The 22,017-nt window shown below is 70.4% G+C and carries 16 protein-coding genes and 2 rRNA genes (1 of these 18 cut by a window edge); 4 read left to right on the forward strand and 14 right to left on the reverse strand.

Going from position 1 to position 22,017, the window contains the following annotated elements; translation table 11 throughout:
* A 23S ribosomal RNA gene (locus tag OCT49_RS18505) occupies positions 1-2,072 on the forward strand; it begins 1,054 nt to the left of the window's first position.
* A 78-nt stretch (positions 2,073-2,150) separates the two neighbouring features.
* Positions 2,151-2,267: ribosomal RNA gene (rrf, locus tag OCT49_RS18510) — 5S ribosomal RNA — on the forward strand.
* 86 nt (positions 2,268-2,353) lie between these two features.
* Here rrf and OCT49_RS18515 read toward each other — a convergent pair.
* The 4 genes from OCT49_RS18515 to OCT49_RS18530 are packed head-to-tail and all read right to left on the reverse strand — an operon-like array spanning position 2,354 to position 5,437.
* Entirely contained in the window at positions 2,354-3,019 is a 666-nt protein-coding gene (locus OCT49_RS18515; RefSeq protein WP_283852970.1) for a response regulator, read from the reverse strand.
* A 42-nt stretch (positions 3,020-3,061) separates the two neighbouring features.
* The gene (locus OCT49_RS18520) at positions 3,062-4,462 is read right to left on the reverse strand and encodes a sensor histidine kinase (RefSeq protein WP_502963391.1); all 1,401 of its coding nucleotides are present in this window, start codon (positions 4,460-4,462) and stop codon (positions 3,062-3,064) included.
* A 7-nt stretch (positions 4,463-4,469) separates the two neighbouring features.
* The gene (locus OCT49_RS18525) at positions 4,470-5,318 is read right to left on the reverse strand and encodes an ABC transporter permease (protein ID WP_283852972.1); all 849 of its coding nucleotides are present in this window, start codon (positions 5,316-5,318) and stop codon (positions 4,470-4,472) included.
* Entirely contained in the window at positions 5,315-5,437 is a 123-nt protein-coding gene (locus OCT49_RS18530) for a hypothetical protein (protein ID WP_502963392.1), read from the reverse strand. The genes OCT49_RS18525 and OCT49_RS18530 overlap by 4 nt, the downstream gene beginning before the upstream one ends.
* Before the next feature lie 219 nt (positions 5,438-5,656).
* Between OCT49_RS18530 and OCT49_RS18535 the strand changes: the two genes are divergently transcribed.
* A complete protein-coding gene (locus OCT49_RS18535; protein WP_283852973.1) occupies positions 5,657-6,217 on the forward strand; it encodes a GNAT family N-acetyltransferase in 561 nt (186 codons plus the stop codon).
* 105 nt (positions 6,218-6,322) lie between these two features.
* Here the strand turns inward: OCT49_RS18535 and OCT49_RS18540 are convergent, their stop codons facing one another.
* The 8 genes from OCT49_RS18540 to OCT49_RS18575 form a co-directional block, all read right to left on the reverse strand.
* Positions 6,323-7,975 (reverse strand): P-loop NTPase family protein, encoded by a 1,653-nt coding sequence (locus tag OCT49_RS18540; protein WP_283852974.1) that lies wholly within the window; start codon positions 7,973-7,975, stop codon positions 6,323-6,325.
* A gap of 2 nt (positions 7,976-7,977) precedes the next feature.
* A complete protein-coding gene (locus tag OCT49_RS18545; RefSeq protein WP_283852975.1) occupies positions 7,978-9,396 on the reverse strand; it encodes an ATP-binding protein in 1,419 nt (472 codons plus the stop codon).
* A gap of 135 nt (positions 9,397-9,531) precedes the next feature.
* Positions 9,532-11,076: an SCO6880 family protein gene (locus OCT49_RS18550; protein WP_283852976.1), complete on the reverse strand. Its 1,545-nt coding sequence runs from the start codon at positions 11,074-11,076 to the stop codon at positions 9,532-9,534.
* Entirely contained in the window at positions 11,073-12,452 is a 1,380-nt protein-coding gene (locus OCT49_RS18555; protein WP_283852977.1) for a hypothetical protein, read from the reverse strand. Before OCT49_RS18555 ends, OCT49_RS18550 begins: the two co-directional genes overlap by 4 nt.
* Positions 12,442-13,311, reverse strand: a complete 870-nt coding sequence (locus tag OCT49_RS18560) for a DUF8175 domain-containg protein (RefSeq protein WP_283852978.1) — start codon at positions 13,309-13,311, stop codon at positions 12,442-12,444. The genes OCT49_RS18555 and OCT49_RS18560 overlap by 11 nt, the downstream gene beginning before the upstream one ends.
* Positions 13,312-13,488: 177 nt before the next feature.
* On the reverse strand, positions 13,489-13,797 hold the full coding sequence (locus tag OCT49_RS18565) for a DUF8827 family protein (RefSeq protein WP_283852979.1): 309 nt from the start codon (positions 13,795-13,797) through the stop codon (positions 13,489-13,491).
* 322 nt (positions 13,798-14,119) lie between these two features.
* Positions 14,120-14,746 carry a ribonuclease FAU-1 family protein gene (locus OCT49_RS18570; protein ID WP_283852980.1) on the reverse strand — a complete coding sequence of 209 codons (627 nt, stop codon included), beginning with the start codon at positions 14,744-14,746 and terminating at the stop codon, positions 14,120-14,122.
* A 178-nt stretch (positions 14,747-14,924) separates the two neighbouring features.
* The gene (locus tag OCT49_RS18575) at positions 14,925-15,359 is read right to left on the reverse strand and encodes a DUF6892 domain-containing protein (RefSeq protein ID WP_283852981.1); all 435 of its coding nucleotides are present in this window, start codon (positions 15,357-15,359) and stop codon (positions 14,925-14,927) included.
* A gap of 134 nt (positions 15,360-15,493) precedes the next feature.
* Here OCT49_RS18575 and OCT49_RS18580 point away from each other — a divergent pair, with 134 nt between their 5' ends.
* Complete coding sequence (locus OCT49_RS18580) at positions 15,494-19,678, forward strand: hypothetical protein (protein ID WP_283852982.1); 4,185 nt, start codon at positions 15,494-15,496, stop codon at positions 19,676-19,678.
* Positions 19,679-19,798: 120 nt separating this feature from the next.
* Here the strand turns inward: OCT49_RS18580 and OCT49_RS18585 are convergent, their stop codons facing one another.
* Positions 19,799-20,644: an immunity 49 family protein gene (locus OCT49_RS18585; RefSeq protein WP_283855844.1), complete on the reverse strand. Its 846-nt coding sequence runs from the start codon at positions 20,642-20,644 to the stop codon at positions 19,799-19,801.
* Between the two features lie 124 nt (positions 20,645-20,768).
* Complete coding sequence (locus OCT49_RS18590) at positions 20,769-22,001, reverse strand: glycoside hydrolase family 183 protein (RefSeq protein WP_283852983.1); 1,233 nt, start codon at positions 21,999-22,001, stop codon at positions 20,769-20,771.
* Positions 22,002-22,017 lie beyond the last annotated feature (16 nt).

The raw sequence follows: 22,017 nt of genomic DNA on the forward strand, positions 1-22,017 counted from the left end.
TGGGGGATAAGCTCCATGGTCGAGAGGGAAACAGCCCAGAGCATCGACTAAGGCCCCTAAGCGTACGCTAAGTGGGAAAGGATGTGGAGTCGCAGAGACAACCAGGAGGTTGGCTTAGAAGCAGCCATCCTTGAAAGAGTGCGTAATAGCTCACTGGTCAAGTGATTCCGCGCCGACAATGTAGCGGGGCTCAAGCGTACCGCCGAAGTCGTGTCATTCCGGCATGTAGGGCCAACGCCCGCCGGGATGGGTAGGGGAGCGTCGTGTGCCGGGTGAAGCAGCACCGGAAGGTAGTTGTGGACGGTTCACGAGTGAGAATGCAGGCATGAGTAGCGATACACACGTGAGAAACGTGTGCGCCGATTGACTAAGGGTTCCTGGGTCAAGCTGATCTGCCCAGGGTAAGTCGGGACCTAAGGCGAGGCCGACAGGCGTAGTCGATGGACAACCGGTTGATATTCCGGTACCCGCTTTGAAACGCCCAGTACTGAATCAGGCGATGCTAAGTCCGTGAAGCCGGCCCGATCTCTTCGGAGTTGAGGGTAGTGGTGGAGCCGACGGACCAGACTTGTAGTAGGTAAGCGATGGGGTGACGCAGGAAGGTAGTCCAGCCCGGGCGGTGGTTGTCCCGGGGTAAGGGTGTAGGACGCACGGTAGGCAAATCCGTCGTGCATATAAGTCTGAGACCTGATGCCGAGCCGATTGTGGTGAAGTGGATGATCCTATGCTGTCGAGAAAAGCCTCTAGCGAGTTTCATGGCGGCCCGTACCCTAAACCGACTCAGGTGGTCAGGTAGAGAATACCGAGGCGTTCGGGTGAACTATGGTTAAGGAACTCGGCAAAATGCCCCCGTAACTTCGGGAGAAGGGGGGCCGCGCCCGGTGACCGGACTTGCTCCGTGAGCTGGGGGTGGCCGCAGAGACCAGCGAGAAGCGACTGTTTACTAAAAACACAGGTCCGTGCGAAGCCGTAAGGCGATGTATACGGACTGACGCCTGCCCGGTGCTGGAACGTTAAGGGGACCGGTTAGCCGACTTTCGGGTCGGCGAAGCTGAGAACTTAAGCGCCAGTAAACGGCGGTGGTAACTATAACCATCCTAAGGTAGCGAAATTCCTTGTCGGGTAAGTTCCGACCTGCACGAATGGCGTAACGACTTCTCGACTGTCTCAACCATAGGCCCGGTGAAATTGCACTACGAGTAAAGATGCTCGTTTCGCGCAGCAGGACGGAAAGACCCCGGGACCTTTACTACAGTTTGATATTGGTGTTCGGTTCGGCTTGTGTAGGATAGGTGGGAGACTGTGAAGCGGCCACGCCAGTGGTTGTGGAGTCGTCGTTGAAATACCACTCTGGTCGTGCTGGATGTCTAACCTGGGTCCGTGATCCGGATCAGGGACAGTGTCTGATGGGTAGTTTAACTGGGGCGGTTGCCTCCCAAAGGGTAACGGAGGCGCCCAAAGGTTCCCTCAGCCTGGTTGGCAATCAGGTGTTGAGTGTAAGTGCACAAGGGAGCTTGACTGTGAGACCGACGGGTCGAGCAGGGACGAAAGTCGGGACTAGTGATCCGGCAGTGGCTTGTGGAAGCGCTGTCGCTCAACGGATAAAAGGTACCCCGGGGATAACAGGCTGATCTTCCCCAAGAGTCCATATCGACGGGATGGTTTGGCACCTCGATGTCGGCTCGTCGCATCCTGGGGCTGGAGTCGGTCCCAAGGGTTGGGCTGTTCGCCCATTAAAGCGGTACGCGAGCTGGGTTTAGAACGTCGTGAGACAGTTCGGTCCCTATCCGCTGTGCGCGTAGGAATATTGAGAAGGGCTGTCCCTAGTACGAGAGGACCGGGACGGACGAACCTCTGGTGTGCCAGTTGTCCTGCCAAGGGCATGGCTGGTTGGCTACGTTCGGGAGGGATAACCGCTGAAAGCATCTAAGCGGGAAGCCTGCTTCGAGATGAGTATTCCCGCCCTCTTGAGGGGTTAAGGCTCCCAGCAGACGACTGGGTTGATAGGCCAGATGTGGAAGCCCGGTGACGGGTGGAGCTGACTGGTACTAATAGGCCGAGGGCTTGTCCTCAGTTGCTCGCGTCCACTGTGTTGTTCTGGAATAACGAACGGCTGTGTTGTCACCGGTGGTTCAGTAATTCCATAGTGTTTCGGTGGTCATTGCGTTAGGGAAACGCCCGGTTACATTCCGAACCCGGAAGCTAAGCCTTTCAGCGCCGATGGTACTGCAGGGGGGACCCTGTGGGAGAGTAGGACGCCGCCGAACAGTTTTTCCGGGAGAGCCCCGTGCCGCCAGGCACGGGGCTTTTCTGCGTTGCTCATCCGTTACCGCCTTTCGGCGGTTTTTTGTTTTCAGGCCGGAGTGACCAGGTGGGTGTCGTAGGCCAGGATGACCGCCTGGACCCGGTCGCGGGACCCGGTCTTGGCGAGAATGCGCGTGACATGGGTCTTCACCGTCGACTCGGCGAGATGCAGCCGGGTGGCGATCTCGGTGTTGGACCAGCCCTTGCCGATGACGGTGAGGATCTCCCGCTCCCGTTCGGTGAGGGCCGCGATGCGCGGGTCCGGGGTGGTGGGGCCGCCGGGAACGGCCGGCAGGTGCTGTACGTACGCGTCCAGGAGCCGGCGGGTGAGGCTCGGGGCCACCACCGCGTCGCCCCCGGCCACGGCCCGGATGCCGGACAGGAGTTCCTCCGGCAGCGCGTCCTTGATGAGGAAGCCGCTGGCGCCGACGCGGAGGCCGTCGTACGCGTACTGGTCGAGGTCGAACGTCGTGACGATGAGGACGCGGGTGCGGGACCCGGCCCTGACGATGCGTCGGGTGGCCTCGATGCCGTCCAGGAGCGGCATGCGGATGTCCATCAGCGCGACGTCCGGCTGGTGCCGGGAGACGAGCTCCAGGGCCTCGTGGCCGTTCCCGGCCTCGCCGACGACGGTCATGTCGTCCTGGCTCTCCAACAGCATGCGGAAACCGAAGCGTTGCATCGGCTGGTCGTCCGCTATGAGCACGGTCGTCACGAGGGGGTTTCCTCCAGCGTCATGAGGGGCTGGCCGTCGGCGTCACGAAGGATTGTCTTCCAGGGGGAGCCGGAGCCGCACCTGCCAGCCGGTCCCGGGCGCCGGTCCCGGGCGCGGGCCCGTTTCGAGCGTGCCGTCGTAGAGGGACGCCCGTTCACGCATCCCGGCTATGCCCTGCCCACCGTTCCCGCGGTCAGGACCGGCCGGGCCCGTCGCCGTGCCCGTACCTCTCCCCGTATCCGTGCTCGTGACGGTGCCCGGCCCCGTGCCCCGGCCCGTGTCCGTGATCAGGACTTCCAGTTCGGCCGCCCCGTACGTGAGGGTGACCTCCGCGGTCGGTGGCGGGGCGGTGCCGCCGTGCTTCAGGGTGTTCGTCAGGGCCTCCTGCACCACGCGGTAGACCGTCAGCTGGCGGCCCGCGGTGGGCGGGACCGGCGGAGGTGTGCCGTGGATGTGCAGGCGTACGGGGAGGCCCGCCGTCCGGACGCCCTCGAGGAGCGCGTCCATGTCGTCCAGGGTCGGCTGCGGGGCGCGGTCGGCTTCGGCGGGGTGGTCCCGCAGGACACCGAGGAGGCGGCGGAGTTCGGTGAGGGCCTGGCGGCTCGTGGCGCCGATGGCTTCGAGCGCCTGGGCGGCCCGTTCCGGGCTCTTGGCCGCCGCGTAGGCGCCGCCGTCCGCGAGGCCCGTGATGACGGACAGGTTGTGGCCGATGATGTCGTGCATCTCCCTGGCGATCCGGGTCCGTTCGGCGGCGGCCGCGAGCCGGGCCTGCTGGTCGCGCTCCAGCTCCAGCCGGCGGGCGCGGTCGACGAGGGCCTCGGTGTACTCCTTGCGGGTACGGACCACGATCCCGAGCAGCGCGACGAGGGCGAACGCCCAGAGGTGGGGGACGATCAGCGGGTCCCAGCTGCGCGGGTGCTGCACCGCACCGGCCAGGAGCGGGGCGAGAACCAGGGCGCCCGCCCACGCCAGGGCCCGCGCGGGCAGCCGCAGCGCGATGTTGAAGACCACGATCTCCTGGAGGTGGGCGGCCTGGATGACGGCACCGGACCAGGCGTTCACCAGCGCGACCGGGGCCATGAACGCCAGCACGGCCAGGGGGTGCGTGCGCCGCCACAGCAGCGGTGCGGAGAAGGCGATGCTCATCGCCAGGACCAGCGTCCCGGACACGTTCGGGTCGAGGGCCACGGTGCGCCAGCCGCCCGAGGTGACGTCGAGGACGGCGAACTGCACCCAGGCCATGGCCAGCAGCCCGTTCCAGATCATCGGACGGCGCCGGTCGAACGCGCGGACGTGCTGGAACAGGCGCTGGATGTGACCGGTGAGCTGGGTGGGGCCCGGGGCGGGGTCCTGGACGGGGCTCGGGGCAGGGCCAGGGAGGGAGGCGCTCCGGGCCCGGCTCCTGTCGTCGTTCGTCACGCGCCCATCCTCGTTGTTCGTCATGCCCGGGTCACGCGTCTCGCCTGCGCAGCAGCAGGGCGGCCGCCCCCAGGATCGCTCCGGCCCACAGGCCCAGGGCGAGCAGGGCGCCGGCCGGGGGCGCCTCGCCCGCGAGCGGGGTGGCGGAGCCGAGGGCGCCCGCCGCCTGGGTGGGGAAGTACTTGATCGCGCTCTCCACGGCGTCGTACGGAAGCATGGAGAGGACCTCCGGCAGGATCATGACGCCGCCGATGTAGGCGCCGATGGCACCGGGCACCGAGCGGAGCAGGGCGCCGAGGCCGAGCGCGATCAGGCTGAGCAAGGTGATGCCCGCGGCGTTCCCGACGATAGCGCGGAGCACACCGGGGTCGCCGAGCGAGGCCGCCTGGTCGGTGTCGTGGAGGAAGAACTGCGCGACGAGGAAGGTGAGCAGGGCGGTGGCCGTCATGACGACGAGGACGGTGGCGGTGAAGACCGCCGCCTTCGCCCACAGGACCGGGAGCCGGCGGGGGACCGCGGCCAGCGATGCGCGGATCATTCCCGTCGAGTACTCGCCCGCCGTGACCAGGATGCCCAGCACCACGGTGCACAGCATGCCGAGGATCGAGCCGTAGAGGACCAGGACCACCGTGTCGACGTCGGAGTCGCCGCCGTCGGAGGTGTATGTGGTGCCCATGACCACGCCCACGGCGAGGACCAGTACGGATGCCGAGATCAGGGTGATCCAGGAGGAGCGCAGGGACCTGAGCTTGTGCCATTCGGAACGCAGGATCCGGGCGGGCGTGATGCGGTACGAGCGCCGAGAGGCCGGAAGAGGGGCCGGGAGGGAGCCCGGGGGAAGGTCGGGGTGCTGGTCGGGGTGGGTGGTTGCGGCGGTCATGCGGGGGCTCCGGTCGGTTCGGGGGCGGTGATCCGGTACTCGACCGCCTCCTGGGTCAGTTCCATGAACGCCTGCTCCAGGGAGGCGGTCTGCGGGGTGAGTTCGTGAGCCCTGATCATGCGATCGACGCTACGGAGCCGGGCCCGTGGCGGGCGTCGGCCCTGGGGCGGGACGTGGCGGTGCGCGTAGTACCGGGGTACGACACCGGGTCCGAGGACGCGCCCCCGGGACCGGGAGGTGCCGGGTGCCGGGTGGCGGAGCGGGGCGGGGGCAAGGGGGGAACAGGGCGAGGGGGAATAGCGTTTGCGCAGGTCGGACGGCAGGGGCACCATCGCCGGATGGAACATGTGATTCGAGTCGTGCGTGCCGAGGAATGGGACCGGGTCAAGGAGTTGCGGCTGGCCGCGCTGCAGGATCCGGTCGCGGCCATCGCGTTCCTGGAGACGTACGAGCAGAGCCTGGCCTGCTCCGACGAGTTCTGGCAGGAACGGGCACGCAACGCTTCCGAGGACGGGAGCGGCGAGGTGCGGCAGTTCGTGGCCGTCGCGCCCGGCGGGCGGTGGGAGGGCAGCATCACGGTGCTGATCGAACGGCCGGACGCGGAGGCGCGGTTCGGGGAGGCGGCCGGGGTGGACCAGGCGCATGTGGTCGGCGTGTTCGTACGGCCCGAGGCGCGTGGCGCGGGTCTGGCCGAGGAACTGTTCCGGGCCGGGATGGACTGGGCCTGGTCGCTGGAGGAGCCGCGGATCGAACGGGTGCGGCTGTACGTGCACGAGGACAACCTGCGGGCCGCGGCGTTCTACCGGCGGATCGGCTTCGTGGCGACCGGGCAGTCGGTGCCGATGCCGGGCGACCCGTCCAAGCGCGAACTGGAGCACGCGGTGGACCGGGTGGCGTGAGCGGACGGCATGAGCGAGTGGCGTGACCGGGAGTGTGACCGGGCGGGTCGGTGGTGGTGTCGGCCGGGTGGGCCGGGGTGACGTCGGTGGTGACGTCGGCCGGGGTCAGTGCGAGACGGTGAGCTCCTGGGGCCAGCGGGCGCGGGCCTGTTCGCGTGAGCGGAGGAGGACCAGGGCCGGCAGACCCATGCCCTGACCGTTCGCCAGCAGCTCCGGGAGCCGGGGGAGCGGGGCCACGGCGGCGACGTCGTCGAGCACGAGCGTCATTGGTGGGTCGAGCCGACCGGCGGTTGACCGTGCGGCCGAGCGGCGGCCGTGCTCGACCACGTGTGAGGCGAGTGCCGTGAGCAGGGGCATGGCCCCTGGCCCCGAGCGGGGGTCCTCGATCGGCTCACCCACCACGTAGAGGGTGCCCCCTTCGGCCACGAAGGATTCCAGCACCAGCGAATCGGCACGGTTCGGCGTGCAGGCCTCGCGGATGTGGACCGAGGAGAGCGCGGCGAAGGCGCGTACCGTCAACTCCTGCGCCATTTCCCGGCGTTCGGGATGGGAGGTGAGCGCGGACTCCAGTAGTCCGGCGAACCCGGAGGCCGCCTTGGGGTGCGTACGGAGCAGGCGCACCGGCTCGTGGGCGCTGTTGCCGAGGGCCCAGCGGTGGACCTGGCGGAAGGGGCGGCCGTCGATGGCGGCGGCGTGCAGCCAGCACCGCAGGAGCGTTTCGGCGGTGTCGGCGGTCGCCGCGTCGATCCGGGCCTGCGGCCGGACGGGGGCCAGCAGGGCGGTGGAACGGGCAGCGGCCGTCTCGGGCTGCTCGCAGCCGGCGGTGGGGGACCAGTGCAGCCGGGCGGGGGTGTCGCAGAGGTGGCCCGGGTCGTACACCAGCACCGGGCCGAGCTTGGCGCGGGCGTCCTTCGTCTCGGCCCAGACGGTGGGGTCGGAGGTGATCACGAGCGCGGGCCCCTCGGCCTCGCGGATGGCGTGGACGGCGGCGGGGCGACGGGTGGCGGCGGGGCCGTAGACGACGAGGGGCGTACGAGGGGAGGGGAGCCCGGGCAGGTCGGCGGCCGCGGTGACCGGGGCGGCAGCGGCCGTGGGGCCTGCGGGGGTCGGAGGTACGGGAGTGGTGGGAGGTGCGGGAGCGGTGGGCCGGTGTGGGGCGGTGGACTCGTGGAACGCCGACAGCGGTTCCGTGAACTCTGCGACCCCCCTGACCTCTGTGACCTCCGTGACCACTTCTTCGGTCCCTGCGGTCTTCTCGGCCTCTTCCGGCGCCGTCTTCGCGGGGTGCCGCTGATCCCGGCCCCGGCCCGGCCCCCGGCTCTTCTCCTGCTGCTTGTACCGCTTCTGCTCCAGGTACGCGTTCCGCTGCTGTTCCCGCTGCTCCAGGCGTTCGGCGCGCTGTTCGGCCCGTACGACCCGCCAGCGGGCCAGCGCGCCCAGTACGAACACCGTCAGGACCAGCAGCACCATCAGTTCGCCGATGAACAGGCCCCAGAAGAGCCCGTAGCCCGAGAGCTCGCCCGCCGGGGTGTTCGGCCAGGCGGCCGGGAGGTCCTGCGGCGCGGTGACGAGCCGGCGCAGGGCGAGAGGGGTCTCGGGGAGCGTGACCCCCTCGGGCCAGGCTCCGTGGGCGAGCAGTCCGGCCAGGCCGGTGGCCGTCCACATCAGCAGGGTCAGGGCGAGCAGGAAGCCCAGCAGGCCGATCAGCAGGCCGTCCGGGATGCCGCCGCCGGTACGTTCTTCGGCGCGTCCTGCCATCGTCAGGCCACCGTTGACTCGGACGACTCGTTCAGCCGTTGCTGGCGCTCGATCCGTGCGGCGCGTTCCTCCGCCTCCAGGTCGGCGGCGCGTACGTCGTCCGGGAGGAGTTCGGCCGCGGAGGACTCGGTCATCGCGCGGTCGGTGAAGACGAGGGGGCGTTCGGCCTCGGTGATCAGGTGCTTGACCACCTGGACGTTGCCGTTGACGTCCCAGACCGCGATGCCCGGGGTGAGGGTCGGGATGATCTCGACCGCCCACCGGGGCAGGCCGAGCACCCGGCCCGTCGCTCTGGCTTCGTCGGCCTTCTGGGCGTAGATCGTTCGGGTCGACGCCATCTTCAGGATCGCCGCGGCCTCGCGGGCCGCCGCCCCGTCGACGACGTCGCTGAGGTGGTGGACGACCGCCACGAACGACAGGCCGAGGCGCCGGCCGAACTTCAGCAGGCGCTGGAAGAGCTGGGCGACGAAGGGCGAGTTGATGATGTGCCAGGCCTCTTCCACCAGGAAGATGCGCTTCTTCCGGTCGGGCCTGATCCAGGTGTGCTCCAGCCAGACGCCGACGATCGCCATCAGGATCGGCATCGCGATGGAGTTGCGGTCGATGTGTGAGAGGTCGAAGACGATCAGCGGGGCGTCGAGGTCGATGCCGACGCTCGTGGGGCCGTCGAACATGCCGCGCAGGTCACCGTCGACCAGTCGGTCCAGGACGAGGGCGACGTCCAGGCCCCAGGCCCGTACGTCGTCTATGTCGACGTTCATCGCCTCGGCGGACTCGGGTTCCGGGTGGCGGAGCTGTTCGACGATGTCGGTCAGGACCGGTTGCCGGTCGGTGATCGTCTCGTTGACGTAGGCGTGGGCGACCTTCAGCGCGAAGCCGGACCGCTCGTCCAGGCCGTGGCCCATGGCGACTTCGATGATGGTGCGGAGCAGGGCGAGCTGGCCGGTGGTGGTGATCGAGGGGTCGAGCGGGTTGAGCCGGATGCCGCCGTTGAGCGCGGCGGTCGGGTCGAGGCGGATCGGGGTGAGGCCGAGCTCCTGGGCGATGAGGTTCCACTCGCCGACGCCGTCCTCGCCCTGGGCGTCCAGGACGACGACCTGGCGGTCGCGGAAGCGGAGCTGGCGGAGCACGTAGGTCTTCTCCAGCGCGGACTTGCCGTTGCCGGACTCGCCGAGGACCAGCCAGTGCGGGGCGGGGAGCTGCTGTCCGTACAGCTGGAACGGGTCGTAGATGTAGCCCTTGCCGGAGTAGACCTCGCGGCCGATGATCACGCCGGAGTCGCCGAGGCCGGGGGCCGCGGTGGGCAGGTAGACGGCCTGGGCCTGTCCGGTCGAGGTGCGGACGGGCAGTCTGGTCGTCTCGACCTTCCCGAAGAGGAAGGCGGTGAAGGCGTCCGACAGTGCGGACAGCGGGTCTCGCATGGCGTGACCGACCTCCCTCTCGTTTCTCTCGGTCGTCGTCCGTGGGTGGCGGGCGGTGGATGGGGGTGATGGCCGGTGACCGGTCGTGGGGCCGGTCCGACCGTCGGTGGCGGTGGTGGTGGCGGTGGTCGGTGGTCAGCGGCGGATGCCGGTGGCGAACGGGAGCGTGTTCACGAAGGCGCGGTGGTGCTCGCGGTCGCACCACTCCAGTTTGAGATACGACTTGCCGGCCGAGGCCCGGATCGTCCTTTTGTCGCGGGCGAGGGCCTCGGGGGAACGGGACGACACGGTGATGTACCCGACCAGGTTCACCCCGGCCGCGCCGCTCGCGAGGTCCTCGCCCCGCTGGTCGAGCCGGCCGTGCGCGGCGATGTCGCGGGGGTCGACGGTGCGGTTCATCTTGGCCTGGCGGTTGGCCTCCGCCTCGTCGTTCGTCTTCTCGGTGAGCATCCGCTCGATGGCGATCTCGGTGGGTTCGAGGTCCATGCAGACCGCGACCGTGCGGATCACGTCGGGGGTGTGGACGAGGAGCGGGGCCAGGAAGTTGACGCCGACGGGGGTCATCGGCCATTCCTTCACCCAGGCCGTGGAGTGGCACCAGGGCGCGCGGGTGACCGACTCACGGGTCTTGGCCTGGAGGAACGTCGGCTCGACCGCGTCCAGTTCGGCCGGCCAGGCGTTGCGCTTGGTCATGGCCTGGATGTGGTCGATGGGGTGGTCGGGGTCGTACATCGAGTGCACGAGGGAGGCGAGCCGGCTCTGGCCGAGCGGCTGGCGGACCCGGATGTCGGCCTCGGCGAGGCGGGCGCAGATGTCGGTGAGCTCGCGCGCCATGACGACGGCGAGTCCGGCGTCCCGGTCGATCTTGCGGCCGGTCCGGGCGGCGCGGGCCATGGCGTTGGCCTCGGCGGCCAGCTCGCGGGTGTAGTGCATGCAGGCGACCAGGTAGGCGCGGTGCTGCTCGCTGGAGGTGGAGACCATGGACTGGAGCTGGTCGTAGGACTCCTGCAGCCAGAGCGGGGAGGACTTGTCGCCGCGCTGGGCGACGTCCTTGGCGTGCGCGTCGGGGTCGGCGGGGAGGGTACGGGCCAGCATCTGGAGGCGGGTCACGAAGCCGTCCCCGTTGGCGACGTGCTTCAGCAGGGTGCCGAAGCGGTCGACGAGCGCTTCCTGGTCCTCGCTGTCGCGCAGGCCGACGCCGGGGCCCTCGATCTCGATCGCGGCGGTGACGGTGCGGCGGTCGGCGTGCAGGAGCACGGCGATCTCGTCCGGCCCGAAGGGCGCGGAGAGCCAGTTGATCCGGCCGATGCCGGGGGGCGGTCCGATCTCGACCTCGCGTCCGTCGACGCCGACGCCCGCCTCCATGGCGGCGGAACGGTAGGTCGTGCCGCGGCGCAGGGTGCGCTTGTAGCTGCGGTTGATTTCAAACCATTTGTAGAAGGTGCGGTGCTTGTACGGGAGGTACACGATCGCCAGGGCGAGGAACGGGAACCCGGTGAGCAGCGCGATCCGCAGGGGCAGGACGGGGACGATCAGCCCGCTCATCATGCCGAGGAACGCGCCGACGATGATCAGGGCGATCTCGCCGGTCTCGCGGTTCTTGCCGACGATCGCGTTCGGCCGGGCCCGGCCGATGAGATACGTGCGGCGGGGCGCGATCGTGTGGGACGGAGTCGTCAACGCCCTCCACCTCCGGTGCTGTTGTTGCCTGAACTGCCTGATCCGCCGCCCCGGTGGGAGCGGCTGCCGTGCGGGGTGCCGGAGGTCGGCGCCGATCCGCTGCGCGGCGGGGGCGCGGCGGGGGCGCCGCCGGAGCCGCGGGAGCTGTGCGCGGCGACACCGCCGCTGATCGGGTTGGCGGGCCTGCCGCTGCCCGTGCTGGTGCCGCCGTCCGAGCCGCTGCGGCCGCTGTGCGTCTTGATGCCCTGGGAGACGAGGGCGGCGGGGGAGCTGACCAGGGCGGCGGCCTGGGAGCCGTCGGTGGCCTGCTTGCGGTTGGTGCGGGCGCCCTGGATCTCGTCGCCGAAGCCGGGGACGAACCGGTAGATCATGGCGGAGGCGAAGATCGCCAGCAGGATGATCGCGAGGCCCGACACGACGGCGGAGATCGCGTCCGGTCCCTCGTTCTGGGAGAGCGCGCCGGCCAGTCCGAGCACGACGGCGATGACCGGCTTCACCATGATCACCGCGATCATGATGCCCGCCCAGCGCCGGACGTGGCCCCACATGTTCTTGTCGACGAGCCCGGCGTAGACGACGGTGCCGAGCAGGGCGCCGACGTAGAGCAGGGCGGCCCGGATGACGAGCTCCAGCCAGAGGATGCCCGCGGCGAGGATCGACACGAGCGAGACGACGATCAGCATGATCGGCCCGCCGCCGATGTCGGTGCCCTTCTTGAGGGCTTCGGCGAACGACCCGAAGAAGACGTCCGTCTGCCCGCCCGAGGAGGTGGCGATGACCTCGGTGACGCCGTCGGTCGCGGAGACGACCGTGTAGAGGATCAGCGGGGTGAACGCGGAGGCGAGCACCGTCAGCCACAGGAAGCCGATGGCCTCGGAGATCGCGGTCGTCAGCGGCACGCCGCGGATCGCCCGCTTGGCCACGGCCAGCAGCCACAGGATGAGCGTGAGGACGGTGGAGGCGGCGAAGACGATCGCGTACTGCTGGAGGAACTTGGTGTTCGTGAAGTCGACGGTGGCGGTGCTCTTCACGGCCTCGCTGAGCTTGCCGACGATCCACGCGGCGGCGTCGGCGCAGCCGCGGGCGAGGGAGGAGAGCGGGTCGAGCGAGTCGTTCAGGCCGGAGGGGGCGACGCCGTTGGAGGAGGCGTTGCCGTCGCCGTTTTCGCAGTAGTCACGTGCCGGCCCGGCGATGAGTCCGCATGCGTCGCTGCTCCCGCTCGGCGAGGGCGAGGGCGAGGGGGAGACGGAGGGGGAGGAAGAGGGGTCGGGGGTCGGATCTGCGGTTGCTCGTGCGGCGAACAGGAACAAGAGCGCGTGGACAGTGCCGAGCGCCGCTGTGACCGAGCCGACGCGGGCTCGGAGGCTACCGGGCATAGGTGAAACCTCCGAACCCATTCACCGCGTCAGCGATCTCGTCGGAGCCGGAAACGGGATTGTCACCGGTCACGGGGGTGGGGCCCTCGTTCTGGCTGGTCTCCAGGACCTTCCAGTCGGATCCGTTCCATTTGAGTTTCATGGTCACGGTGAACCAACCATTGGTGACCGGCTTGGTGGACTCGTCACCGGTGAGGCCGAACAGGCCCGAGCACCAGACCTCCACCTCTGCGGACTGGTCTGTGTAAGTTTTGATCTTCGTGCCCGCCGGCAGGGTCCGGTTGACGAAGACCGATCCGGCCGGGGCAGTGCCATCGGCGTTGAGGCCGATCTGAGCCAGGAAATTTGGGGAGTAGTCGGCGTCGAAGCCTTTCTGAAGACTGTCGTTCGTGCTGGATTCCGCGATGGCCTGCACGATTTCGTGCCGACGAGTCTTGTTGAACATGCCGTCGGAGCCCAGGAGCGCGGCGTAGTTCGCCGCCGCGCTCTGCGCCCCCTGCTCGTCATGGGCGAACCCCGACGGGATCGTGCCGTTCTTCCCCGTCACCGGCTTCGTCCCCGTGGCCGCCGTGGACGACGAGTCCGGCTTGCTTCCCGGGCCCCCCGACCCGTCGCCGTTGTCGTTCCGGTCGCCCCCGCCCATGTTGGCGAAGGCGATGGCCGCGAGCAGGAGGACGACCACGCCGACCATCGTGACGAGGGAGCGTGGCTTGCGGGCGGGGCGGCGGGAAGCGCCGTAGCCTTCGCCCTCGCCGTCGGGAAGCCGGGTACGGGTCTGGCGCGTGCCGCCGATGGTGCTGTAGGGATCATCGGTACGGACAGCGTCGTCGCCGTAGCCGCCCTCGTCGCCGTGGCTCATGCCGCGCACGCCCCCTCAACCGTTTCCTGGACCGGGTAGTACGACGGTAGCCGTGCAGGTTTCCGCGCGGACGCGGTGTGATGACTCGACATCAGGGAGACGCAACCTCTGCCGGTGGGCACGACGGACGGATGGTGGGGATGGGCGGGATCGCCCCTGGCGTGGGCCGACTGCCGGTCAGACAGCCATTCCGTAGACGATGGTGAACACGGTTCCCAGCGATCCGATGATGAACACACCGGTCAGACCCGCAACGATCAGCCCCTTGCCCTGCTCGGCGCTGAACGTGTCGCGCAGGGCCGTGGCGCCGATGCGTTGCTTCGCCGCGCCCCACACCGCGATGCCGAGGCAGAGCAGGATGGCGATGGCCATCACGACCTCGATCATTACGCGGGCCTCGTTGCCCAAGGACCCGAACGGCCCCCAGTTCGGGGCGATTCCGCCGATGATGGTGGTGATGTCGCCCTTTTCCGCTGCCAGGATCATGTAAGTCACCGCCCCTGTTGGGTAGTTCGTTGCCCCCTGCCGCGCGGCACGGGTCACTCTCTATCTTCGCTGATGAAACTGCTTTCGCACGACGGCTTGACGGCTCTCTTTACCCGGATCCCGCACGTTTGACCGGTCCGGCCGTCCTGACCAGCGGGTCGGAGCGGTATGTGACCAAATACGTATGATTACTCTGTGTATCACGGAGGGTGACCCCGGGCAATGACTGCCATCCCGCCACCTTGGCCGAGATTTTTTGCGCAGGCCTCAGCAGGTTCCGACGGGTCCCGGCGGGTCCTCGGTCCGGTCGGAGCAGGGGTGCTCAGAGCAGCGGGTGGCGCGGCACGGGGGGCCGGGGCGGGGTTTTCCAGGATCGTGGTGGCCGGAAATCGCACCAAGTGCCGTCGAAGGGAAACGTTCCAGCCTCGGCGAGTCGTGCGACCGCGTGGCCCTCCTCGCGGATGGCCGATGCCTCGTCGGCCGACCAGTAGGCCGGGTCGCCGGTCTTCTCGGCGAAGGATTCCTCGTCCTTCCACCGCCAGCTCCGGTCCGGGGCCACGTTGATGTCGAGTTCGTGGTCGGCGATGTCGATGTCGTCGCCGCGGTGGACCCGGTGCTCCAGGTTCACGTACCAGCCGCGGAACTTCTTTCGGCGGCCGAAGAGCCAGAGCACCGAGTGCGCGGCGTCGTCCGGCTGGTAGAAGAGCGCGCTGCCCATCGGCCACCGGTCGGCGACCACCGGGTATCCGTCGGCGGGGCGGTCGCCCGGGGCGATGTCCCGCAGGTGCGCCCCGCCCGGGAGCTTCGTGCGCCACATCGGGGTGCGGGTCTCCATCCACACCAGCTGGCCCCTGTCGGTGCGCTCGACGAGGCGCACGGGCACCGATGCGCTCAGGTGGCCGCCTACGAAGAAGTTCCAGTGGAGGATCCGGCCCGGCTCGTCGTTCATGCCGCTGATCATTCCCGCGCCACGCAGGCCGGACACGTGACCGGACATATGTCCGGATCATCTGTCAGATCCGTCATATACCGAACCTGTCGGGCCGTCACGTGGTGCCCAACCGGTAGGCGGAACGGGCGGAACGGGCGGTGACGAGGTGGATCGTACGACGGCCGGGCCGGCGGCCTCAGTCGGAGGCGATGCCCCGGGCGGCGAGGATCTCCTTCTTGAACGGGACGCCCAGCCCGCAGTCCTCGGCGCCGATGATCCGCCGCAGGTTCGGCAACAGGTCCAGGTCGTCGAGCGAATGCACGTCGAACAGGTCGTCCTCGCCGTCCCAGACCGGGGAGCACTCGCAGTACACCTGGAGCCCGCCGTCGATGAGGAGGGTGTCCACCGTCGCCAGCAGTTCCTCGCTGATCTCCAGGGCCTCGAAGTGGGAGCGGGCCTCGTCGAGCACCGTGTAGGCGAGGTCGTTGTCGTACGCGTAGAGCTGCGCGTCGTCGATCCCCTTCGCCTTCAGGCATTCGTTGATGCTGAAGGCCGGGGTGAGCGTCCTGTCCTGGTACATGAGTTTCTCGATGACCAGGAGCTTGAAGTTGAAGTCGCGAAAGGCAGGCATACCGGGACCATAACCAGCCCTTCTGACACTGGAGCCGGAACGGGAGACGACCCGGATCCGGTCCCGGAGCCGGACCCGGAGGCGTGGAGCCCGTGGCCGAGGGGTTGTCAGTCCCGCCTGCCAGACTCGTACACATGACCAGCAGCACCGGACCTTCCGTTCCGCTCCCGGCCAATCACCGCGTCTCCGAGACGTACGTCGACTGGGCGCGCGTCCACGCCCCCGGCGCCGAGGGCGACGCCCGCGACGTGCTGGCGAAGGCGGACCATGACCGGTACGGGGCGTGGGAGAAGCCCGGACGGTTCGTGGACGGGGCGGCGCGGCTGGCCCGGGGGCTGCCGGCCGCCCATCTGCCGTGGTTCTGGGACACCATCGGGCACTGGATGCTGGAGACGCACCGCCGTTCCGCCGCCCGTGCGTACGGGTACGCGCGCGCTGCGGAGCGTACGCACGAGCTGCCGGTCGACACCGGCTGGCGGTGGGCGAACCTCCAGTTGTTCGCCCGGTTCGGCGCGCTTCCCGCCACCGAGATCAGCGGCGCTCCGGCCTGGCTGGCCGGGGTCTTCGAACCGGGCGACGCGCACCGCGAGTTCGTGCGGCTGCTGACCGTCTGGGCGGCGTCGCCGGGTGAGCTTCCCGCCGATCTGGCCCGCCGGGTCCGGGACTCCGCGCGCGCGGCCGGTCACGGCACCGACGAGGAGGCGCGGGTGCTGGGCGAGGTGCTCGCGGCCGCCCGCGGAAAGGCCGTGCCGGACCGGCTGCTCGACGCGGCGCTCGGCCCGCTCGCCGCCCACCGGCCGGCCGACGACACGGCCACCGCCCTGCTCGACCTGTTCCCCGATTCGAAGAACGACGCGGCGGCCTGGCTGCGGCTGCTCATCGGCTGCGGGGCCGCCGACGCCGCCGCAGCCGGCCGGATCGTTCCGGAGGGCGGCCTCGGCGAGTGGCTGCGGCGGTACGCCGCCCAGTACTCCCACCGCAGGTCCGACGGCGGGGTGCGCCGTCAGGCCATGCCCGCCGAACTCTTCGACCTGGTCACCCGGTTCGCCCCGCGGCTGAAGGCGGACGGCACCCCGGTCCGGCTCCACGAGGACCGCTACCAGTGGCCGCATCTGGACGCCGACCTGCTCGACGTCTGCCTCGCCGAGGGCATCCCCGTCCACGACCCCGGCCCCGCCATCTCCCTGGAGTTCTGGGACAAGGAGTCGCAGCGCGACCTGCGGGCCCTCGCCTCCGACCCGGTGTTCGGCCCCCGGCTCGAGGGCACGGTCCACGCCGGGCTCAGGTCCCGGGGCGGCACGGCCATCAGCCGGCTCCCGCACAATCCGGGCATCGCCGCCGAGGTGCACGGCCGGATCGAGAAGCTGCTCGACACCCTGCGCGGCGGCGGGCTCGCCGCGGCCGACGAGGCCGTGGACGAGCTGCACGGCCTCCTCGACCGGCCCACCGCCGTGGCCCTGGACGGCATCGAGGAGGCCCTCGACGCGCTGGACCTCACCGGCCCGCTGGCCCGGGCCCTGCGCGCGGGGCTGCCCGAGGAGCTGGGCTGGCCCGCCCTGGAGGAGGCCCTCGCCGAATTCGGGCCGGCCGAGACGGTGCACGTCACCTGCACCTGGCCGGTGCTCACGGTGTACGGGGAGCGCCGCGCGTTCGCCGTCGACCACGCGGGCCGGTGCGGCGAGCACGCCCTGGGACTGCCGGAGGGGGCCGCCTTCCCCACGGTGCACTGGGTCGGCGGCCAGTTCCTCGTCTCCTGGCCGGGCGGGGGCGAGGACAGGTCCGTCACGACGGCGTACTGGTCGGACAGCCCCGCCGACACGTTCGAACCGGAACAGTCCTACGGGCTCCGCCCTTACGGCGGCATCATCCAGGGCGGCCTCGGCTACCAGTTCCGGACCCCGGACGGCGGCGGCCGGTTCGACGGCGAGAACGTCCTGCGCCCCGGCGACACCTCGGGCATCGGCCACGGCCTCCGCGACTACCAGATGTACGACGGCCGGTACTTCTGGAGCAGCGAGGTGTTCGGCGAGGACCGACGCAAGGGGTGGACCCGCCTGGACCCCGCCACCGGTGTGCCCACCGCCGACCCCGCCCTGCCCGGCTTCCACGCGCCCGACGCGTCACCGGACGGCACCAGGCCCTTCCTCGACCACCGCATCCTCGCCGAACTGCCGCCCGGCGCCCCGCCGTCCCCGCTCGGCCAGGACGGCCGGCTCACCGGCTGTCGGATCGACCACCACACCCCGTACGCCGGTCCCTCGCCCCGCGCGTTCGAGCTGAGGTCCGTCGACGGCCGCACCGCGTCCTACCGCACCACCACCTTGGGCCGCCGCCCGTGGGGCATCCTCGGACTCCCGGCCGGTGGCGAGGACGCCGTCGTGGTCGGCGACACCACCGTCCGCTGCCACGCCGCCGAGGACAACTCGCTGCTCTGGCAGGTCCGGGGCTTCCCCGGCAGCCGCTACGGCGGACCGGTCCGGGCCACCCTCGGCGAGGAGGCCGGAGCCGTGCCGCCGCCCGCCTTCTGGCACTTCCTCACCCCGCGCGACGAACCGTCCTCCCACGCGCTGCGCGCGGTCACCGACGAGGTCGTGCGCGAACTGCTGGCGTCCGGCGCCGAGGTGGCGCCGCCCGGGGTGACCGACCCCCGGGTCCGGCAGGGCGTCACCCGCGCCGTGCGGCTCGCCGCCGACGTGCTGCGCCGCCTCCGGGAGCTGGCGCACCGGGTGGCCGTCATGCGTGCCGGCCCGGTCGTCGAGCTGCCCGACCCGGTGCCCGACACCCGGCTCGTCCCGGCCCTGCACGGCCTGCTGCCCCAACTGCGGGGCTACGAGGAGCGGCCGCCGCAGCCGCAGCCCGCCCTCCTCACGGCGGTCGCCGCCGACGGCCGGTACCTGCGCGGCGAGATCGACGACGAGGTGCGGGTGCTGGCCCTGCCCGCCCCGCCGCCCGAGTGGGCGGCGCTGACCGGCCGGATCGACGCCGTGGCCTGGCGGGCGGTCGTCGCCGCCACCCCGGACGAGCACCGGGGGGCCCTCACCGCGCTGCTCGACGTGTGGAGCCGCCAGCCGTTCGCGGAACGGGGCACCACCTGGCGCACCGGCCGCGCGCCCGAGGCCGGGGTCGCCGAACTCCGGGCGTCCGGCGCCCAGGTGGCCTCCGGCCCGGTCCGCAGCGACCTGGTGCCCTTCCTGCACCGGGCCGCCGAGCCGGAGCCCACAGGTGCCGAGGAGTGCGGGACCCGCACCGTCGCGGGGGACGACACCGCCCGGCTCCCCCGCCTGCTCGCCCTCCTCGCCGAACGCGGCCCGCTGCCGGTGCCCGAGGAGGCCGTGGACCTGTTCCGCTGGCGTACGGGGGTGCCGCGCGCCATCGCCGCCCTGGTCCTCGACGGCTTCTTCGGCAGCGACGACTACACGGCGCACCTGAAGCTGTGCCGCACCAAGCCGTACAAGGCCGACCGGGAGACCGTGTACGCGTACGACCACCTGCGGCATCGCCTCGGCCTCGCAGGCCGGCGTGCCGTGCTCGCCGCCGCCGTGCCCGCCGACCCCGCGGAGCTCTGGGCCCCCGGCGGCATGACCGCCGCCGCGGACCGGATGGCCGCCGAATGGTCCGGACGGCTCCCGGTCACCGGGTACGTCGACGACGGCAGCCATGCCGCCGCGCTGGCCAAGGACCACGGCCTGCCCGACACCTGGGCCACCGCCCTGCTCACCGGCCGCCTTCCGGAAGCCCCGCTGGACGCCGACGGGGCTCGGGCCGCCGTCACCGCGATCACCTGGGCGTTCACCGAGCGACCGGTCGGCGACCCGGCCGCGGCGGGTGCCCGCACCCTGCTCGACGGGCTCACGGACGCCCCCGCCGGTTCGCTCCAGGACGCCGTCGGCCCGCTCACGGACATACCCGCCGACCGGCTCACCGCCCTGCGCGCCCTGGCGGACCGTTCGGCGGCCACCCCGGTCCCGCCGGGCCAGTACGAGGCCAACCCGCTCTTCAGCGCCCCGGACCTGGTGGACGAGGTGGCGGAGTCCCTCGGCGTCGGCCGCGACGCGGCGGCACTCCACCTCCAGCTGCACGCCCTCGACCGCCCGGCCGACCGCACCGTACGCCGCTGGAACGCCTGGACCCTCGACCACCACCGCGCCGTCCGCAAGGAACTCACCGCCGCGAAGGCCCCGCGCCCCGCCGCGAAGACCCCGACCGCCGACCCGTCCGCCCCGACCGCCGACCCGTCCGCCGCTGCCGCCGTGCCGGCCCCGGCGCACGAACGGTTCGCCCACGCCTGGGCGACGGCCGGCGCTCCTCCCGGGCGGTGAGGCCGGGGGACTCGGCGGTGAGGTCGGCGACTCGGTGGTGGGACTGAGGATTCGGCGGTGAGACTGGGGACTCGGCGGTGAGGCCCGGCGCCTGGCGGGGAGACCCGGAGTCCGGTGGCCTCACGTGTCGAACTCGCCGACCCAGGAACGGTCCAGGAGGCGGACGGGCAGGTACTCGGACTCGACCTCGACGGGGAAGCCCGCGTCGTACGCGAGGCATGCGACGGCCAGCGGTCCGAGGGCCAGAAACCCCGCGAGGTCTCCCGAACGCTCCGGCGCGCTCCAGTACGCCTTGTGGAGTTCCAGTGCCTCCACGAGCGCCTGGTTGAACCCGGCGTGGTCCTTGCGCAGGAACTGGTGGAAGAGGTTGATCGGCGGATACCGCACGCACTGGAGCAGATGGCGCGGCGTGTGCGTGGCGATGCCCGGATGGGACTGCTCGATGGCCGCCGTCAGCTTCTCCGGCAGCCCCGGCTGCTCGTGCCAGTACGTCTGCAGGGCGTCCACCCAGTGGTGGACGTACGCGTCGTCCTCGGCACCGGACGACCGCAGGAGACCGAGCGGGACCCGGCACATCGCGTCCATGCGGGGCCGGTCCCGGCAGACGATGACGAACCAGAGCGTGGTCAGCCAGTTCTCGGCGTTGGCGTGGGGCTGGGGACCCGTGGCTCCGACAGTGCGCATCTCGTGTGCGATGCGCGCCTCGACCGAGCCCTCGGTGACGGAGGCGGCGGCAAAGGCCGCCGTCCCCATCTGCATGGCGGAGACGGTCGCGTCCCACGTGTCGAAACGGTTGCCGCGCGGATTGAGGGCCTGGTTCGCCCGCACGTGCAGGAGTGCCCCGTCCAGTGCCGTGCCGACGGTCACGGGCGAGGAGGCCAGCTGCCGGAGGCTCGCCTCGAACTCCTCGGCCAGACGCTCGGCGGTCTGCTGGTCGACCGAGGGAACGGCGTGCCGCTCCACCATCACCGTCACGGGGTGCTCCTGTCAGTGGTTCAGCGGTTCAGTGGTTCCGAGAAGGAGCCTCCTCTCTATACGGTCCGATACCGGATCGGCGAATTCCGGAGCCCCGTGCGGCGTTCTGCTTGCGTCAGGGCCGGATGCCGTCGTACTGCAGGACGCGGTAGGGCGTCTTGCCGTGGTTCACGGACTGCCACTGCGAGGCGATCAGGGTCAGGGACGTGGCGCTCGCGCTGCCGGGGTGGATGTATCCGCCGTAGAGGAACGGGAGCTGGGGCTTGCCCCAGTGGTGCGGCGGGAGGGCGTCGCCGACGATCTGCACCTTGGGGGCGGTCCACACCGCGTCCGGACGGGGTGCGGTGCGGGTGCAGATCGAGTAGTCGTCCACGTCGAAGTAGCTCATGCAGTACGTGTCGCCGATCCGCTTGACGGAGAACTCGCCGATCTTGTTGCCCGACAGCATGACCGACGGGGCCGCCGCCCGCGTCCACTGCCAGCGGCCGTCCAGGAAGGCCCAGTTCTCCTGGGCGCCGAAGTTGCCCGCGCGGAACTCGTCCGGCCGGATGCGGAACAGCTGGATCGCGCCGCCGTCGGCGGTGTTCGTGTGCGTGCCGTTCCAGCGCTTGGAGAAGATGTACAGCCAGCCGTCGGGGTCGATGCCCGCGAACGACCACATCCCGTACATGGACTGGTTCGTCCCCTGGGTGTCGCCGGCCCAGTGGTACGGGTAGTCCTGCCAGGTCACGCCGTAGTCGTCCGAGTAGGCGACGCCCGACATCAGTGAGCCGTCGTACCCGGCCGGAATGTTCTCCCACAGCGCCACGGACGTGTACTGGATGTAGGTGCGCCCGCCGAATTCGATGCAGTCGTTCGGGATGCGGGTGATCTCGAAGCCGTGCCCGTTGTCGGCCCAGTGCGCGTAGTCGAGGCACTGCTTGGCGGCGCCGCCGGTGGGCATCGCCCAGGAGAACGAGATCGGGGTCCCGCCGGAGGCGTCGAAGGACGCCTGGTTCAGGATCACCGGGGATCCCAGGTAGGGGTCGGCCTGGGCGATCCCGCCGAACGCGTCGCCGAACACGTAGCCCCAGGTGTTGTCGTGCTCCCGGTGGTAGGGGATCGCCAGGTCCCCGGAGCCGAGCCCCTGCGCGCTCGCCGAGTCGCCGGGCTGCTCGCACAGGGGCGTGCCCGTCTGGAGCAGCCGGGCGTCCGGGCGGTCGGGGGCCGTCCGGGCGGACCGGTCGTCGGCGGTCGCCGTGCCGGGGGCGGCACCCAGCAGGCCGGCTCCCAGGGCGAAGCCCATGCCCGCCTTGAGCGCCGACCGACGGGTGGTGTGCCGGTGGTCCGGCTGCGAGGGGGTGGGCATGTTCGGTCCTCCGTGG

The organism is Streptomyces sp. ML-6 (assembly GCF_030116705.1).
Lineage (GTDB): Bacteria > Actinomycetota > Actinomycetes > Streptomycetales > Streptomycetaceae > Streptomyces.

What these genes read in the sequence shown, in the direction of transcription:
- OCT49_RS18590 (WP_283852983.1), bottom strand. Translation starts at nt 22,001, where the DNA reads ATGCCCACCCCCTCGCAGCCGGACCACCGGCACACCACCCGTCGGTCG.
- OCT49_RS18530 (WP_502963392.1), bottom strand. Translation starts at nt 5,437, where the DNA reads ATGATCAGGGCTCACGAACTCACCCCGCAGACCGCCTCCCTGGAGCAG.
- OCT49_RS18545 (WP_283852975.1), bottom strand. Translation starts at nt 9,396, where the DNA reads ATGCGAGACCCGCTGTCCGCACTGTCGGACGCCTTCACCGCCTTCCTC.
- OCT49_RS18520 (WP_502963391.1), bottom strand. Translation starts at nt 4,462, where the DNA reads ATGACGAACAACGAGGATGGGCGCGTGACGAACGACGACAGGAGCCGG.
- OCT49_RS18535 (WP_283852973.1), top strand. Translation starts at nt 5,657, where the DNA reads ATGGAACATGTGATTCGAGTCGTGCGTGCCGAGGAATGGGACCGGGTC.
- OCT49_RS18565 (WP_283852979.1), bottom strand. Translation starts at nt 13,797, where the DNA reads ATGATCCTGGCAGCGGAAAAGGGCGACATCACCACCATCATCGGCGGA.
- OCT49_RS18525 (WP_283852972.1), bottom strand. Translation starts at nt 5,318, where the DNA reads ATGACCGCCGCAACCACCCACCCCGACCAGCACCCCGACCTTCCCCCG.
- OCT49_RS18540 (WP_283852974.1), bottom strand. Translation starts at nt 7,975, where the DNA reads ATGGCAGGACGCGCCGAAGAACGTACCGGCGGCGGCATCCCGGACGGC.
- OCT49_RS18555 (WP_283852977.1), bottom strand. Translation starts at nt 12,452, where the DNA reads ATGCCCGGTAGCCTCCGAGCCCGCGTCGGCTCGGTCACAGCGGCGCTC.
- OCT49_RS18585 (WP_283855844.1), bottom strand. Translation starts at nt 20,644, where the DNA reads ATGGTGGAGCGGCACGCCGTTCCCTCGGTCGACCAGCAGACCGCCGAG.
- OCT49_RS18580 (WP_283852982.1), top strand. Translation starts at nt 15,494, where the DNA reads ATGACCAGCAGCACCGGACCTTCCGTTCCGCTCCCGGCCAATCACCGC.
- OCT49_RS18570 (WP_283852980.1), bottom strand. Translation starts at nt 14,746, where the DNA reads ATGAACGACGAGCCGGGCCGGATCCTCCACTGGAACTTCTTCGTAGGC.
- OCT49_RS18560 (WP_283852978.1), bottom strand. Translation starts at nt 13,311, where the DNA reads ATGAGCCACGGCGACGAGGGCGGCTACGGCGACGACGCTGTCCGTACC.
- OCT49_RS18575 (WP_283852981.1), bottom strand. Translation starts at nt 15,359, where the DNA reads ATGCCTGCCTTTCGCGACTTCAACTTCAAGCTCCTGGTCATCGAGAAA.